Consider the following 15,204-nt stretch of genomic DNA (forward strand, 5'->3'; position numbering starts at 1 on the left):
TGCACCAGATGATGTGGTAGTTCAGATTGTACACTGAAGTTCTACCATGTGTGAATCGTTCACCATATGTGCTCATAGGTTTTATGATACCATATTCACTACCATATGCAAGGTGGAAGCGTTCTAACCCGGCATTGAAATACCGGGTTTGCGAACGCCAAAATTTCATCAAGCCGGTTGCAACCGTCAATCCCGATGACATGATCAAGACGATTGTTATTGATCCTAGCGCGATGGTCAAGCATGAGCCAAGCCGTGAGGTTGTGGAAACTGTTGTTGCTGAGGTTGTTGAGACTGTCGCAACTGATCCCACCCCTACCGTTGAGATTCCAACGGTAGAAGCGAAACGAATTGCCGTCCGGCATGTGGTGGAATCCGGGTTGAGTGTCAAGCAGATTCCCGTGCTCAGTGGTCTGAAAACCGTGTATGTGCGGGATGCCAAGGGGCGCAAGATTGGTTACGTTGGAAGCGACGGGACGCGCTGTGTGGTCGTTGTCCGGCAATGGTACGAAGCAGCCAAGGACAAGGCTGTAGAGCGTCACATTAAGACGCTTGTTGAGGAACGCGGGTTTACTGTAGCTTCCTAACGGTTCTACCGTTTCCAAAAAATTCCGGGGATGCAATGCGGCGTCCCCGGATTGAATCCAACAATTTTTATACGAAAGTAAGTGATTGAAATGAGCAAAGTAACTTACGGGCAATCGGGTTACGTGGGACAGTCAATGAGCGTCCGGGCCTGTGGAGCTTACGAAGCGGGTGAAAAACCAAGAGCAATGGGAAGAGATTTACCGGGATCTCAACGGCGCTTGCTTAAGCATTGTCCGTTAATCTGAAAGATTTTAGAATAAAAAAACCGGGAACAATTGTTCCCCAAATTTAAGGAAAGGCCAAAAATATCATGGAAAACGTTAAGGAATTCCCCCAGTTCAATGAATCGTGGACGGGTAAGGAAGTGTACGCGCAAGTCCTGAAGTTCATGGACATACTAGCGGACGAAGTACACGAAAACACCATGGTTGCAAAGTCAGACATCCATATTACGAATGATCCTAGACTGTTGGAGTGTGGTGTGTGGGTTCCGTTCTTGGCTCTCGATGTTGAGGTTGTTGAAGAACGCGACATGGATGAATGGCAATTCACTAAGTTGAAGTGGTCGTTCCACGATTCTGAGGGCGATTTGTTGGGCGAATACGATTATTCCAGCGACATGATGAGCGGACGTATGAACGAGTACGGCATCGATGAAAAGTTGTTTGACGTGTTGCAGTCGATGATCGGCAACGATTTCCTACAGCAGATTAACGAACGGGAATGCCGTCATTAGTTGCTGGCCATATTGGCGTGGGTTGCGTACCCGTAGCCCACGCCTTTTATGCGAAAAGGGTTTTGGCCATGGGAAAGATTTTGATTGACAACCATGGGATTCATGATTCTAACGGTTTTTCGATAAGGCTCACACCGAACGGCCCTGTTGTATCAGACGGGGCAACGGTCACGCTGGCCAACGCTGACGGTAGCACAACGATTGATATGCGTGACGGTTCGAGTAGCTTCGCCATGGTGGAACACGACAAGAACACTTTGTATCTGATCAAGGACAAGCAGACGAAGAAAGTGTATGCGGGCGATTATGCGTTCGCGTGAAGAGCTTGACATGTTGTGCGACGTGTTTTCGGAACATGCGGTGTTGTACCTGTATGCGAATGAAGGTTTGCCAGACTATGACACGTTGCGTGAGCCGTTCACGGATTTGTTTGAAGACTGATTAAGAAAGGAACTGACCTGAAATGACATCGATGATGACACCCGCCGAACTGAAGGCGTGCCGTGAATCAATGGGATTATCCGACAGGTGGCTTGGTCTTCGTTGGGGCGTGAAAGAACACACGGTTCACAATTGGGGGCGCAACCGTATCGTTCCGCAAGAGTACGCGGATGATTTGTGGGCGCTACAAGACTTGTGGACGGAACAAGTGAAGAAGCTGATCAAGGAAGACGCTGACGTTATTCTTGTTCCGCGCGTGAATAGTCAAGCTGACGGCGGTTTTCCGGCTGACTGGTGGCGGTCTATCGCGTGGGCGGCGCAAAAGTACACGGGTGCGCGTATCCGCTACACGATCGATGAAACCGACTACACGGGATATGAGGATGAATTGGGGTTGACCGATGATGAAGCCTGAACAGTTGGTAGAAGCCCGCGCTGACATGTGCGCGTATTTGAACGCTTGCAAGCAGACTCTCAAATACATTATATCGCGTTACTCAACTCTTGAGAAGGGCGAACGTGCTTACGGTATTTGGGAAAACGTTGCGGATGAAGCGGAACTTTTGGTGATTACGCCCGACATTTTCGCGCTTGCAGTTGACACGTTGGAAACCACTGGGATCATGGACGAATGGCAGGATTTGTTGCCGTTGCGCCTGTTAGTGGTGTTCCCTGAACCGTTGTCTGATGTGGCTCCCGGCTTTAACATCGCCCCGATGGAGATGCCCGAAGCAATGGCCGGGGGAATACAAGGACGGGATACCGTGAAGCTTCCATCACGCGCGTCAAGCATGTTTCTTGTCGCATCAACAACGGAAGGGTTTTCGACTGCACCTGTGATCCCGTTGCCTGAATTGCGCGGGCATGTACAGGAAGCCATGGCCACGTTGCGGCAAGGCAAGCATGTGATCGACATGTTGGAAAAAAAATATTTTCAAGAGACCGACATTCGTTCGTATTACGCGGCGTTCCAAGGCATGTCGATGGATCATGTGCCCGTGCTGTTTGGCGATTACAAGCCGATTCTTCCCAAGGGTTTGAGTATGAAAGCGTTGTCGCGTTGCCGTCGGGAAGCGTACTGTGTTGAGCCTGAGGATGCGCTTCCCGTGTGTCTGATCGCGGCGGCGTATGCGTTGGCACGTGAGCCGAAAGTGGCGGAACAGACACGGACGCGCGTAACCATAAAGAAGCCCGTGAAACGTAAACAGTCTGAGGTGAGTGTAATACGTTTACGCCGTACCCAACCGTCAGCGCCCACGGGCCGCAAATACCGTCCACGAGACCACCGTTACATTGTGAGTGGCCATTTCCGTAATCAAGCCTACGGGAAGGGTCACAAGCAGCGTAAGCGCGTGTGGATCGCGCCGTACATTGCGGGGCCTGAAGACAAGCCGTTAAGGATTCGTGAGAAAGTACACGTCCTTTAGCCTATTTTGGGTATGTAAAATCTCTGGTTGAATGACGGGTTCCGAAGGATGTTCATCCGTTAAGTCCTAGGAGGAACCGTCTGGTTGAAAATAGTTCGAGACGTGTTTCCGTTTCAACCACAGATTTACCAAACACTCTTTTCATTGGCACATGACTATCGGCTAGACGCCCACCCCAATTCCAACCTCAGATTTTACATACCCCCTATTTTCGTGCCCGTCCCTTTTTTAGGGACGGGTATTTTTTGTATACCGCCGCCCGTACTTGTTTCTTTTCGGCGGGCGTCCCGTATTGGCTGACGCGGGCCAACGCGGATATGGCGTGGGTTCGGTCGTTGATGAAATTTTGGCGTTCGCAAACCCGGTATTTCAATGCCGGGTTAGAACGCTTCCACCTTGCATATGGTAGTGAATATGGTATCATAAAACCTATGAGCACATATGGTGAACGATTCACACATGGTAGAACTTCAGTGTACAATCTGAACTACCACATCATCTGGTGCACGAAATATCGTCGCAAAGTACTCACGAACGGCGTGGACGAGGATCTGAAGACCATTCTGCACGCCATAGCGGCGGAACACGGCTATCGCATACCGCATGTCGAGGTCGGCTTGGATGACCATGTGCACTTGTTCGTGTCCGCGCCGCCGAAACTAAGCGTGAGCAGCATCGTAAAACAACTGAAAGGCACCAGCAGCCTGCGCTTGTTCGCCATGCACCCCGAACTCAAAAGCACCTACTGGAAACGAAAAGGGGAACGCAGCCTGTGGTCACCCAGCTACTTCGCGGAAAGCATCGGCGCCGTGAACGAACAAGCGGTCGCCAAATACATCGACAACCAAAGAACCAAGGAGCGTGAACGCTCATGACCAAACGCAAGATCGCGCAACGCATACCGTTCACGCCGTCGAAAACGCAGGCGCAACTGTTGGAACAGTGTTTCGGAGATAGGCGTTTCGCTTACAATCAGCAGGTCGAGGCGTTCAACACGTACGACAAAGAGACGAACCCGAACCCCGAGTATCCGAACGTGACCGACATGAAAAACGCGAACGGATGGCTCAGTGACAGTCCAATCCCGTCGAACGCGTTGAGCAACGCCATCATGGACTTCCGCAAGGCACGGTCGGCGTACTTCCGCAAGGCCGACTACGAGAAGCATCGTCCCCGTTTCGCCTCAAGGAACGACAACATCCAATCGTTTCGCAACACCATGCCCATACGCCGCATGGATGGCAACCGGTACCCGTTGTCCAAGAAGCTCGGTTCGGTGCGCATCCGCAAACGCGACCGACTACGCTATCCAATCGAATCATTGTCCAGCTGGACGGTGAAGCGTGAGAACCGGACGTACTATCTGGTGCTCCTGTTCGACGTGGACGTCCGGCCGAAACCCCCAGCGGAAGGATGCATCGGCATCGACTTGGGCGTCAAGGACTTTCTCACGCTCAGCACGGGCGAGAAAATCAACTACCCGACACGACTTCGAGATTTAGAAGAAAAAGTGAAGCGCGAACAACGCCGACTGTCGCACAGGAAGAAAGGGGCAAGCAACTACATCAGGCAAAAGCAAAAGCTCGCCAAAGCCTACGCGAAGCTCCGTCACTACCGCGACGACTTCCAGCACCAACTGTCCCACAGGCTGATCGAAGAGAACCAATTCATCGGCATGGAGACCCTGATGGTGCGGAACATGACGCGAAAGGCGAGGGAAAGACTAGATGCAGATGGCAAGCCGATGCGCAACGGTCAGGCGCGCAAACGCGCGATGAACCGTTCCATACTCCGCGACGGGTGGAGCGGCCTCGTGGACAAGCTGTCCTATAAGGCGGAATGGTACGGACGCGCCCTTATCCGGGTGGACAGATTCTACCCCAGTTCCAAACTCTGCCACGAGTGTGGATACAAGTACCAGAGGCTGCGGCTGTCTGAACGCGAATGGGTGTGCGGGCATTGCGGCACCCTGCACGATCGCGATGTGAACGCCGCCCTGAATATCAGGGATGAGGCGCTTCGACTCAACGGAAGCGGGGAATAACGACAAAAGAGGAACCGACCGACAATCGGGGATAGCCTGCTCAATATGGGAAGCCTCTGACATCAGGCGCGCAAGCCAAGTGCCAAGCACGCCCAGTTCGCAGGAATCCCGTGATTTTCAATCACGGGAGTGTCAAATCAGTAGACGGTTCAACCTTGACAGTCTCACGCTTGACAGTCTTGCGCTTCTTTACAGGTTTGACAGTCTCACGCCTGGCGCTCACATCATCCCGTGAGCCGATCATGGTAGCCGATTGAGCATACTCAGACGTCCAATCATTCGTGCAATCCACACCACCACGTATCGGGCAAATAATCGTTCCGAACGGGAACTGATCGTCAACCGTCTCAGCAGAGCAGATAATAACCGGCTTTACAGGCGTGAGCATAGACAACACCACAGTTTCGGAACCGCGTGCCACGCCCTTGAGCGCATCCATGAAATATTTCCTATTCAAATGAATAATACGGTACCGTTCACCGCGCACGTCAACAACCGCATTCACGGCCGCAACCGCGTCATCCTTGTCACCACCATGGAACCACATGACGTTCTGCTTACTATCGAACTCGACCACAATGGCCGGATTCTCGCACTTGGCCGCGCCATGGCTAGCAATGTCAAGCGCTTTAACAACATCCTTAACATTAGCCGTGATCGTAATATTAGATTCCTCAACCCGGTGGAACAGACGCTGTATAGCCGGTGGTTCATGATCGGAACCAAGCGCATAGAACAGAATGTTCGGTGCGCAATGGAAACGAACATAATTGTTCTTACCGTTCGTAACAACATCCATGTCGAACGAACCGGCATCCGCGCGACGCTTAGTCAACAGACCCGACAGTGTGGAATTTGAAATCAGCGCGTGAACATCCGCTTCCAACGGTTCCACATCAATCTCACGGTACGTAGCGCGAAAACGATCGGTAGCTCCAACAGTCAACTTGTTGGAACCCTTGGAACCTTGCAACCAAACGCATTGCAGAATAGAATGATGCTTATCGTTTCGCGCAATGACGGTTGCCGTATGCAGAACGTTCAGCATCGCAGTAGCATCCTTGACGTGAACCGTATGAACATGTTCCAACACGGGGGCCGGAATATCATCGGTACGAAGCTGAGCCGGACGCTTGACGCTTCCTAGCAGAGTTTCCCAAGAGCCGTTAACCATGACGCCGTGAACGCCGTCATGCTGATCGGTTTGTGCCTGGACAATAATGTTTTCAAAGAACTCAACGTTCAATGTGGTTCCATTGTTCCAAACGAACGGGGGAACACCCTTGTTCTTGGTTGCCGCCCGATCACTTTGCGCGGCGAGCTTCTTCACAATGCGGGATTCCATTGCGGAGAGAGCGGAAAAATCAACAGTAATCTTAGTGTTGCTCATTTTAGGTCATTTCCTTATCTAATGTAATCGGCTACAGTCTGTAGCCTGTATGTGTACCCATTATCGAATACCATTGGTATGTTTGTCAAGATTATCGGCGTGTCGCAAACGTGGGGTTTACCACACACCACTGGCGTATATTCAGTTATGTTCTTCCACGAAAATGGATGGAACGGACGCGGCCTGTAGCAAGTCGTCTACAATGCCGCTAATCACATCGGAATAAACGCGGCCACGAAAATCCGCAACAGTCGGCCACCATGCCGCATTCTCATACGTAAGACATGCAGAGCTGTCGGGCGATACCGTCATAAACACATAACGACTGTTGATCAGCTTGGCTACAATTATTTGAGATTCATCGTCAGTCAGCTCACGCCACACGTCTACAATAGGCTTACCAACGCGGCCGCGTTTCGCATACTCACGCCAAATGTCGTGAGCAATACCGCCTAAATCAAGAGTAATCTCAGACTGTTCGGCCGCACGGTTCTTAGGCGGTAGCATGGAATATTCCCGCACGTCGGCAACAACCCGGCTTATCGCGTCTTCAACCTGTTTGAAGCTACCGCCAAACTTTACTAGCGTCTGCATGGAATGCGCATCATAGTAGAATAATCCATGCCGATGCCATGGGCTAGCCGTAAGATACAGAGTACGATCATTACGCATTTCAACCGCTATAGCGTCAAACCCGTCTTCATCCTGTGTCACATACATTGACGTGACATTGCATGATTCCGTACCATAGTCGGGGTATGCGTTGCATATTTCTTCCAAGATGCCCGACAGGCACAATCCGTTCTCGGAATATACAGGGGCATCGGTGTCCATATCAATTGCGTAGGTCATTGTGTTTCCTTTCGTTTCGGCGTCGTAAACGCCTGTACTAACGTACTGTTGTGTGCGCATGTTCCGGCTTCGGAACATTCCACACCCCAAAGCCGTGAGAGGAACAAGGCCCCCAACCCCAACGAATCGGGGGCCTGTAGAAGAATTAGCAAACGTAGCCGTGTGCGTATGCGTTCATATCGCATTGCGCGGCAATTCCCTTAAGTTCATCGCCCATGGAATCCCACACCTTAGGGAACACGCAAAAGCGTAGAAGCCTATCGTAAGCAATCACATTTTCATCGGACGACAACGCTTCCATATAGGTCACATCAGTGGCCCAAAATATCCAATCCGCTTCATATGGCGTGCAATGAGCAAGCCATTCAGCAACGTTTTCGCGCGCATACTCAAGGCTAGTTTCATCGTCATGCATATCGGCAACAAAACAAGTCATGTCATAGCCGTCTAAGTCGGATGCTGTGGCGCTCAAGCAAACTTGATTTTCCAACCATCCAAACGAATCAGTATCGGGCGTAAGCGTTTCCAACGTGTTGAGAATTTCTTTCTTAACGATGTCTTCGTAAGGTGAACCTATATCAACGAGAATTGTGTTCGCTGTACTCCATACCCATCTAGTGTAGCCGTCCAACCATTCCGCGTTAGTAGAGAGCCATGCAACGACATCGTTGAGCGTCGTATCGTAGCCGTTCCATGTGAACTCACCTGAAACTGGTTCAGGTCGCCCCACGTTGAAATATATGCTACGATCCCGTTGCCGGACGGTTCCACGTACACGGTACGATTTTTGATGCTGTGGAAACGCTTATTCACGTTTTTGGAAAATTCCGCCCAATTAACGGACGTGATCGGGGCATCCATTTTGAGAGTTGTCATTTTAGTATCCTTAAAAGTAGTTGGCTACGATGGTAGCCGCGTATGATTATTGTTGCATACCATTGGTATGCTAGTCAAGTGTTCGGCGTGTCACCATACGCTATTTGAGAACCATAAACGTCGCGCACTGAGCCGCGTCCGTAACCATGGCGGCAACAACCTTTATAGCCGCCATATAGTCCGCGTATGAACGCACTGACACTAAGGCCATTGCGTCGCATTCTGTAGTACCGTCCGCTAGCGTCGCAACATCATCCGCTAGCAAGACGTCCGTAAACCCGGCCTGTGGCGTCACTGTCACAGTATGGCGATTAGATAGCCGGACTATAAGCGCGGCCATGCCGTCCGTAGTCTGTACAGTGGTAACGCTGTCTACAGGCGCGGCCACACGGGATTTTACAGCGTCGGCAAAAGTTGCCATGTCAAGCATACGCATGGCTACCACCTTGCAACCTCACTGCCGGACGCATACAGGTACGTGCCTGTACCGATGCCGTTGCCGTCCGTATGCGCATCCCACACACACAGCCCGACGCTACTAGAGCCGTCTTCATAGACGCAATGGGGAACCGATGCCAAGGGCAACACTGCCGCACATATGATAATTACGATAATTGCAGACCACAGCCGCACAATTTGATTACGCATTTTGATACATCCTTGCTTAGATTGATGGGATTGGGTAGGATGGGGCCACGCCGATCAGCGTGGCCCCGGACGTGTGTCACCACACATAGCCGTCATACGGCTCGAAGTCTTCCCCGAACGTTTCCCTGTGTGCGTTCGCGTAGGCTTCTATGAACGCTTGGGGTGTGGCCCCAACCATTTCGGCGCTTAGCGCGTCGCGTAGCGTGTCATCCATAAGATGCACAGCCGGTTCATAATCTTGCGTGACGCCATTCACGTCCCGGAAAACAGGCGGTAGCGCCGCCTGGTCTACCAAGACGGCGACAATGCCGCTGATAATGTCGCTGTATTGTGGCGTGTCGTAAATGATCGGCTCGAAATTGTCGCCGTGGATGAAATCGCCGTCATGATCGTACCAAGTGAGGCACTCTGTAAAATTGGCGTCCGGGCGTCCTGTCACGACACGCCCGTTGGACAGCTCTACCGTGATCATGTCAGAGCCGTCCCTGTCTTGCGACACGGTCACGTCTACGATCCGGCTTTCAGCCGTACCGTAGTCCGCATACGCGGCACGGATATCGGCGGCGATGTGACGCAAGTCGATGCCGTCCCTGTCGTCGCACGGGTCCCCCACGCAAGCGCGCGTGTTGCGTGCAATGGTGTGCGCACGCCCCTTATTGATGATGCGCGTCACGCTCTCTTCGGGCGAACGCTTCGGCGCGTCCGGCTCTTCAATCTCACGCATCTCATAGCCGACGTGGTACAGGAATTTTACTATGGCCACGTCGCCCAATGGCACGGCGCGAAGAATGTCGTGCAGCGCGTCACGCGCCTCACTGCAATCTTCATACACATGCGTATGACGGTAGCCGGATGCCGCCACCACGTCAGTGGTGACGGTGATGTCACCATACTCGTCCGTGCTCACGTCCACGGTGAGAGTAGTCTGGGTATCCATATCGATGATGTAGGTCATTTTGGTTTCCTTACTTTTCGGCGCCGTCGGACGCCTGTCGGACACATACGATCGTATGCGTATGCCCCAAATTCGAGACATTCCACACCCCAAATTTGGTAAGAGAATGGGGCCACGTTGCCGTGGCCCCTACGATGGTCAGATAGACGGCCCCCAGTAAACAGTGGACCCGTCGGATTCAACCCTGTAACATGCAATCTCGTCGTCCCCCCACGCTGTACCGTGGTGGACATCGAACGCCATGCTGAACACGCTGTACTCACAACCGATGTAATCCGTCGGATCGTTGACGGCCATGCTGTACAGGTCTTCCAACGCCTCACGCCTAGAGTCGTATACACGACCGCCGTCACATGAATAGTCGTCCGCGTCTGTCACAAAGTACAGTTCGGTATTGTCAACCATGTCGGGCGTGAGCGCGCTGAGGTACTCAGCAATATTGTAGATACGCATTTCTTATACTTCCTTTGCAGTAGTTTCGGCGCCGTCGGACGCCTGTAGGATGCGCATGGATGCGCACTAGTCCCGGTTACGGAACATTCCACATTCCAAAACCGGTAGGTAAATAGGGGGACGTGGCGTGTGATACACCACGCCCCCGAAGTCTATTTACGGGATCAACCGAGGTTGATCGTAGGAAGCAGAAGACATGAATCATCCTTTCCGCACAGTTCGGCACGTCTGTATTCCTCTCAGTTAGCCGCTCGTGTAAGTATCTTCTAGCCTTGGGCTTGCTTACAGTCGTCGCGTAAAGCGGTACCAGTCCACATATGTGCTTAATACCTCAAACCACCACGTTTAGCGTGGCCGCACCTTTACCCCTCCCACATGCTCTGCGTAGGCACAACAGGGGCGTCGCTTAACGAATATTCACACACACTATTTAATAGTGTTATTCGCGTCCACTGTTCAGTTAGGTAACTTCATTCCCACCTTGTTATCGGGGGTGTTCAGTTGTTTTGTTGATGACATTCACTATACACAGTCCGATAACGGACTGCAAGTGACCCCAATAAAACCCAATCGGCAGAACGGCTCTACGGCGTGTCGCGCAACGCAAAAACATGGCCAAGATAAATAGAACACATGCGTGATACACTACGCAACAGACAATGTCAAGACCAATCTCAAAATGCGGACGCTGCTAAATACCACAGACCACACACCCAAGTCAAGACCTATCCCACAGAATGAGACAACTACGCCCACATGTGCGCGTAGCACCCGCCACGCCACATGTCAACAGCACATCTCAACATACAGATAGGCGCACGTTAAAAACGCACGCCCAAAACAAAATAAAAAAAATAAAAATAAAATAAAAAAATAAATTAAAATAAATCTTGGCAAGCTTAGACACAGCACAGCCCAAAGCGCTAGAGAGCTGCAAAACGCTACGGAAAGTAGCATTAGCAAGGTCAGAGTCACCACGCTCGAACGACGCGACACGGGACTGATTCCACCCGTCGACACGCTCAGCAATTTGCGCCTGAGTCAATCCTCTTTTAAGCCTAAGTTCACGTAATTTTTTACCGCGCTCAACCGCGGCCGCATTTCTCTCAGTAGTCATATGAAAAGTATAGGGCCGGGGGGTGTCCCCGTCAAAAAAATCCGGGGCCGCTGGCCGTTCTGGTTCTGGCTGTGAATGCTGTGACGGACGGAATCTGAATTCGCGTTTCACTATGTCTGGGAGAGTTTGGAACGATTGGCGACACGCCGAATTTGACAAGCCGTGGCGACGGTTGCTGAGACGCTTATTTTGAGTAATATTGATACCAGAAAACGTGCCGAAATATGAAACAAAAAGTTCTCATATTTCGGCACGCTTCATAATTTCCCACTGTTGTGAAGGGGTCGCCGTAGGGCGCGAAACAAGTGATGATGCCTTCGATACACGGTGGGCGGTTCAGGAAGGACACTGCCAAACAGTCGTCATGTGCTGTTCTAGGGTTGCCGGTGTCCTTCCTTGTATTCTTCAATGTTTGGCGGTGCTCATGGCGTGGTCTTCTTCGCAACGCAAGAAGCGTTTTAACCCCGGTTGGGCTAAAATCCGCGCGAAAATCCTTGAACGTGACGGCCATTCGTGCCGTTGGCCTGTGATGGACGAGTTCGGCTTGTACCATCCGTGTGGCGCTTATGCGAATCAGGTGGATCACAAGCAGCGTGACCCGGTGCATGATGACGATTCGTCTTCTAACTTGTGGTCGCTGTGTGATTACCATCATGCTCAGAAAACTTGGCGCGAGTCCGCTGAAGCGAAAGAGAAGTACAGGAAGCGGCGGGAGGATAACGAATGGTATTCTCATCCCGCATTCGGTCATTGAGTTGTCAGGTTGCCGGTTGTGACCGTCCGGCTGTTGCGCGTGGCATGTGCAAGTCGCATTACAACCGTTGGCAGTATTCGGGTTCGGCGGTTCCTAAGCGGCGTGAACGGTTGTGTTCGTGTTGTGGGAATGCTTTTGAGGTGAAACGGTCGTCTCAACAGTTTTGTTCGGACGTGTGCCGGTTGCGGTATTTTCGCCGTCGTAAGCGTGAGCCTTGGCTTGCTGAGCATCCGCATACGCCGTTGCATGAGCTTCCTGTGGAGCCTGTGGCGGAAGCGACTTCTGTTCCTGCTGAGGTTTTTTCCGAGCGGGATGTGTGGAAGGCTTCGGGCGGCATATGTCATGTGTGTGGGGAACCGGCGTCGCGTGACGTGTATTCGCGTGATGTTGGCGCTCCTTCGTGGCTTGTTCCGCCGAAGCTTGGTGGTTCGCGCACATTGTCGAACAGTGTGATTGTTCATTACCGCTGCTTGGGCCGTCAGGGTTAAGCGGCGTGCATGGTTTTTGTCCCGTCATGGGACGGAAAGGTTGTGCATCATGGCCGGGAACGGGCATAGGAGCGCGAGGAAGCATGAGGGCATGTCGAATGAGATTGTCAACCCGTCCGAGGATGTGGGCGACGATTACGAGTTTGAGGAGTTGGAGCCTATTGGCCCTGATTTGCCGCCTGCTACCGCGTTGAATCTGATCAATGACGAGTGGTCGTTGTTTGTGCGTCAATATTATGAGTCGTTTCGTCGTAGTCCACAGGCACGCAAGCTTCGTTCGCGTTGGGAGTGGAACGAGTTTATTTTGTCGATGGCGATTATGGACAAGAGCATTAAGCGTCGTTCGTATGACGGTTTGGGGCCTGAGCTTCGTCAGCGTTTGAACCAGTATGGTAATACGCCTGAGTCGAAGGTGAAGCTGAAGATTGAGCAGCCTGAAGCGAATGATATGGCTGCTGGCATTCGCGGGTTTGCGATTGTGCCGGTTTCGCAAGCTGATTTCGATGAGCGTGCGGGCGCGGTGATGTGATGCATGATGTGATTCCGCGTTTGTCTCGTGAGGATCGTCAGCGTTCGTTGGGCCGTTTGGCGGTGTGGTGGATTGAGACGTTCACGTTGATTGGCCGTGGTTCGGGTATTGGTCAGCGTGTGTATCATTCGCCTGAGTATTTCCAGTTTATTGTGGATTGTTATGCGCTTGACCGTCATGGGCGGCGTCGTTTTGGTCATGTGTTTTTGTCGCGTCCGAAGGGTTGCAACAAGAGTGGTTTGGCTGCTGAGATCGCGTTGTTTGAAGCGTTTGGCCCGTGCCGGTTTGCTGGCTGGGCGAAGGGTGGCGAAACCTACACGTTTTTGGGTGTGACGTACACGTACCGTAAGGGCGAGCCGTTGGGCCGTCCGGTTAAGGCCCCGCTGGTGACTTGTGTCGCTACTGCCGAGGATCAGACTGGCGAAGTGTATGACACGATTTATTACAACTGTACGGAAGGCTATTTGCGGTTTCTTGAGGGCGACGGCATGGATGCTGGCAAAACCCGTATCGTGTATCCGAAGACTGGTATGGAGATTCGGTTTGTTGCCACGTCTGCGCGTAGCAATGATGGCGGTTTGCAGACGTTTGTGTGTTTTGATGAGGTGCATCAGTACAACAACAAGCGGCTTCGTGACATGCATGACATCATGACTCAGAATTTGACGAAGCGTGGTGTGATGGATGACCCGTGGTATTTGGAGACTACGACCATGTATGCGCCGGGTGAGGATTCTGTGGCTGAGCACGCTTACAAGACCGCTCATGATGTGATGGACGGCCGTTTGAAGGGCTGGGAGGATTTGCTGTTCGATCACCGGTACGCGACGATTTCGCGTGCTGACATGGCGAATCGTGGCAAGTTGGAGACAGCCTTGTACGAGTCGTATGGTTCGGCCATGCGGTCTCCTGACGACCGTGATTACGTGTTTACTCCTGACGGCCGTATGGAGCCGGTTGGCAAGGATGGTCGTACCGAGTCTGGCTGGTCGTTGAAGGATGATGGTGTTGAGCCGGGGCCTTCACGGTTGGGCTGGTGTGATTTGCGCCGTACCGAGAAGAAGATTCTTGATCCGGGTTATGATCCGAACAACGCGCTGAGGTTTTATTTCAACACGTTGGCGTCTGCTAAGGATTCGTGGCTGTCCGAGGACATGGTGCAGTCTCACGCGGCGTACCGGAATGTTGTTGACCGGTATGTGTCTTCCCGCGATTTGATCGGTTTGGACAATGCGTGGCGTGACGTGGTTTCCACGGACGATGAGATCACGCTTGGCTTTGACGGTTCCGTGTCGGACGATTCTACGGCTCTGGTTGGTTGCCGTGTGCGTGACGGCTTGCTGTTTTTGATCAAGATTGAGCAGAAGCCGGACGGCCCGCAAGCTGCTGGCTGGCGTGTTGACCGTGACGCTTTTGACGGTAAGGTTCGGTGGATGTTCGACAACTACAACGTTGTCGGCATGTTTGCGGATACGGACGAGTGGGAGCCGTTTATCGCCCAGTGGGAGAACGATTACGGTTCCCGTTTGAAGGTGTTCCCGCGTTATAACGGCACGCATATCCGGTTCCCGATGAACGGTTACAAGCGTGACGTGATGGCCGAGTTGAAGACCATGTATGCGGCGTTTGGCGAGCCGATGCGTGAGGTTCCTGCCGGTTCGGAACCGGATTTAACGAACATCATGCTGTTTGCTGATCCGCGGCTGCTTGACCATTTCCGCAACGGGCGACGTCGTGATCGTCCTGAGGGGTATTTGGTGTTCAAGGAGACGCCTAATAGTCCTCACAAGATTGATGCGTTGATGGCTGGCTTGTTGGCGTACCGTGCCCGCGACCGTTATTTGGGTGCGGCGGTCGAACAGGAAGAACCGGTGTTCATGCCTATGCGCGTGTGGTGATGGCGACC

Annotated in this window: 17 protein-coding genes; 11 read left to right on the top strand and 6 right to left on the bottom strand. The window is 52.3% G+C overall.

The window, feature by feature from the left end:
• Positions 1 to 50: 50 nt before the first annotated feature.
• From BMAGN_RS07430 to BMAGN_RS07460, 8 genes are all read left to right on the top strand, one after another.
• Entirely contained in the window at positions 51 to 587 is a 537-nt protein-coding gene (locus tag BMAGN_RS07430) for a hypothetical protein (RefSeq protein WP_156095743.1), read from the top strand.
• 311 nt (positions 588 to 898) lie between these two features.
• Positions 899 to 1,324, top strand: a complete 426-nt coding sequence (locus tag BMAGN_RS07435; protein WP_022860449.1) for a hypothetical protein — start codon at positions 899 to 901, stop codon at positions 1,322 to 1,324.
• A 68-nt stretch (positions 1,325 to 1,392) separates the two neighbouring features.
• Complete coding sequence (locus BMAGN_RS08445) at positions 1,393 to 1,644, top strand: hypothetical protein (protein ID WP_152593282.1); 252 nt, start codon at positions 1,393 to 1,395, stop codon at positions 1,642 to 1,644.
• The gene (locus tag BMAGN_RS08585; RefSeq protein ID WP_155802542.1) at positions 1,619 to 1,765 is read left to right on the top strand and encodes a hypothetical protein; all 147 of its coding nucleotides are present in this window, start codon (positions 1,619 to 1,621) and stop codon (positions 1,763 to 1,765) included. The genes BMAGN_RS08445 and BMAGN_RS08585 overlap by 26 nt, the downstream gene beginning before the upstream one ends.
• Positions 1,766 to 1,787: 22 nt before the next feature.
• Positions 1,788 to 2,180, top strand: a complete 393-nt coding sequence (locus BMAGN_RS07445; RefSeq protein ID WP_022860446.1) for a hypothetical protein — start codon at positions 1,788 to 1,790, stop codon at positions 2,178 to 2,180.
• The gene (locus BMAGN_RS07450) at positions 2,167 to 3,192 is read left to right on the top strand and encodes an AcrVA2 family anti-CRISPR protein (protein ID WP_022860445.1); all 1,026 of its coding nucleotides are present in this window, start codon (positions 2,167 to 2,169) and stop codon (positions 3,190 to 3,192) included. The genes BMAGN_RS07445 and BMAGN_RS07450 overlap by 14 nt, the downstream gene beginning before the upstream one ends.
• A 431-nt stretch (positions 3,193 to 3,623) precedes the next feature.
• A complete protein-coding gene (gene tnpA / locus BMAGN_RS07455) occupies positions 3,624 to 4,067 on the top strand; it encodes an IS200/IS605 family transposase (protein WP_022860328.1) in 444 nt (147 codons plus the stop codon).
• Positions 4,064 to 5,236: an RNA-guided endonuclease InsQ/TnpB family protein gene (locus tag BMAGN_RS07460; protein WP_022860327.1), complete on the top strand. Its 1,173-nt coding sequence runs from the start codon at positions 4,064 to 4,066 to the stop codon at positions 5,234 to 5,236. Before tnpA ends, BMAGN_RS07460 begins: the two co-directional genes overlap by 4 nt.
• Before the next feature lie 121 nt (positions 5,237 to 5,357).
• On the opposite strand, the gene BMAGN_RS07465 is transcribed toward BMAGN_RS07460, so the two are convergent.
• The 6 genes from BMAGN_RS07465 to BMAGN_RS08190 all read right to left on the bottom strand — a co-directional run bounded on the left by BMAGN_RS07465 (position 5,358) and on the right by BMAGN_RS08190 (position 11,527).
• Positions 5,358 to 6,626, bottom strand: coding sequence for a beta clamp domain-containing protein (locus tag BMAGN_RS07465; protein ID WP_022860326.1), 1,269 nt, complete (start codon positions 6,624 to 6,626; stop codon positions 5,358 to 5,360).
• A gap of 141 nt (positions 6,627 to 6,767) precedes the next feature.
• Positions 6,768 to 7,478 carry a hypothetical protein gene (locus BMAGN_RS07470; RefSeq protein WP_022860325.1) on the bottom strand — a complete coding sequence of 237 codons (711 nt, stop codon included), beginning with the start codon at positions 7,476 to 7,478 and terminating at the stop codon, positions 6,768 to 6,770.
• Positions 7,479 to 7,623: 145 nt separating this feature from the next.
• Positions 7,624 to 8,208 carry a hypothetical protein gene (locus BMAGN_RS07475; protein WP_152593284.1) on the bottom strand — a complete coding sequence of 195 codons (585 nt, stop codon included), beginning with the start codon at positions 8,206 to 8,208 and terminating at the stop codon, positions 7,624 to 7,626.
• A gap of 870 nt (positions 8,209 to 9,078) precedes the next feature.
• Positions 9,079 to 9,957 (bottom strand): hypothetical protein, encoded by an 879-nt coding sequence (locus BMAGN_RS07485; protein WP_022860322.1) that lies wholly within the window; start codon positions 9,955 to 9,957, stop codon positions 9,079 to 9,081.
• A gap of 138 nt (positions 9,958 to 10,095) precedes the next feature.
• Complete coding sequence (locus tag BMAGN_RS07490; RefSeq protein WP_022860321.1) at positions 10,096 to 10,410, bottom strand: hypothetical protein; 315 nt, start codon at positions 10,408 to 10,410, stop codon at positions 10,096 to 10,098.
• 799 nt (positions 10,411 to 11,209) lie between these two features.
• Positions 11,210 to 11,527 (bottom strand): helix-turn-helix domain-containing protein, encoded by a 318-nt coding sequence (locus BMAGN_RS08190; RefSeq protein ID WP_081931582.1) that lies wholly within the window; start codon positions 11,525 to 11,527, stop codon positions 11,210 to 11,212.
• Positions 11,528 to 11,951: 424 nt separating this feature from the next.
• Between BMAGN_RS08190 and BMAGN_RS08195 the strand changes: the two genes are divergently transcribed.
• The 3 genes from BMAGN_RS08195 (at position 11,952) to BMAGN_RS07505 (ending at position 15,196) form a co-directional block, all read left to right on the top strand.
• A complete protein-coding gene (locus BMAGN_RS08195) occupies positions 11,952 to 12,281 on the top strand; it encodes an HNH endonuclease (RefSeq protein WP_033510740.1) in 330 nt (109 codons plus the stop codon).
• Between the two features lie 579 nt (positions 12,282 to 12,860).
• The gene (locus BMAGN_RS07500; protein ID WP_238548784.1) at positions 12,861 to 13,298 is read left to right on the top strand and encodes a phage terminase small subunit; all 438 of its coding nucleotides are present in this window, start codon (positions 12,861 to 12,863) and stop codon (positions 13,296 to 13,298) included.
• Complete coding sequence (locus tag BMAGN_RS07505; RefSeq protein ID WP_022860319.1) at positions 13,298 to 15,196, top strand: hypothetical protein; 1,899 nt, start codon at positions 13,298 to 13,300, stop codon at positions 15,194 to 15,196. Before BMAGN_RS07500 ends, BMAGN_RS07505 begins: the two co-directional genes overlap by 1 nt.
• Positions 15,197 to 15,204 lie beyond the last annotated feature (8 nt).

Source organism: Bifidobacterium magnum (assembly GCF_000741255.1).
Taxonomy (GTDB): domain Bacteria; phylum Actinomycetota; class Actinomycetes; order Actinomycetales; family Bifidobacteriaceae; genus Bifidobacterium; species Bifidobacterium magnum.

Excerpts from the sequence above, each read along its gene's own strand:
- BMAGN_RS07460 (WP_022860327.1), top strand. The coding sequence starts at position 4,064 with ATGACCAAACGCAAGATCGCGCAACGCATACCGTTCACGCCGTCGAAA.
- BMAGN_RS08445 (WP_152593282.1), top strand. The coding sequence starts at position 1,393 with ATGGGAAAGATTTTGATTGACAACCATGGGATTCATGATTCTAACGGT.
- BMAGN_RS08585 (WP_155802542.1), top strand. The coding sequence starts at position 1,619 with ATGCGGGCGATTATGCGTTCGCGTGAAGAGCTTGACATGTTGTGCGAC.
- BMAGN_RS07470 (WP_022860325.1), bottom strand. The coding sequence starts at position 7,478 with ATGACCTACGCAATTGATATGGACACCGATGCCCCTGTATATTCCGAG.
- tnpA (WP_022860328.1), top strand. The coding sequence starts at position 3,624 with ATGAGCACATATGGTGAACGATTCACACATGGTAGAACTTCAGTGTAC.
- BMAGN_RS08195 (WP_033510740.1), top strand. The coding sequence starts at position 11,952 with ATGGCGTGGTCTTCTTCGCAACGCAAGAAGCGTTTTAACCCCGGTTGG.
- BMAGN_RS07445 (WP_022860446.1), top strand. The coding sequence starts at position 1,788 with ATGACATCGATGATGACACCCGCCGAACTGAAGGCGTGCCGTGAATCA.
- BMAGN_RS08190 (WP_081931582.1), bottom strand. The coding sequence starts at position 11,527 with ATGACTACTGAGAGAAATGCGGCCGCGGTTGAGCGCGGTAAAAAATTA.
- BMAGN_RS07485 (WP_022860322.1), bottom strand. The coding sequence starts at position 9,957 with ATGACCTACATCATCGATATGGATACCCAGACTACTCTCACCGTGGAC.
- BMAGN_RS07435 (WP_022860449.1), top strand. The coding sequence starts at position 899 with ATGGAAAACGTTAAGGAATTCCCCCAGTTCAATGAATCGTGGACGGGT.
- BMAGN_RS07490 (WP_022860321.1), bottom strand. The coding sequence starts at position 10,410 with ATGCGTATCTACAATATTGCTGAGTACCTCAGCGCGCTCACGCCCGAC.
- BMAGN_RS07505 (WP_022860319.1), top strand. The coding sequence starts at position 13,298 with ATGCATGATGTGATTCCGCGTTTGTCTCGTGAGGATCGTCAGCGTTCG.
- BMAGN_RS07450 (WP_022860445.1), top strand. The coding sequence starts at position 2,167 with ATGATGAAGCCTGAACAGTTGGTAGAAGCCCGCGCTGACATGTGCGCG.
- BMAGN_RS07465 (WP_022860326.1), bottom strand. The coding sequence starts at position 6,626 with ATGAGCAACACTAAGATTACTGTTGATTTTTCCGCTCTCTCCGCAATG.
- BMAGN_RS07500 (WP_238548784.1), top strand. The coding sequence starts at position 12,861 with ATGTCGAATGAGATTGTCAACCCGTCCGAGGATGTGGGCGACGATTAC.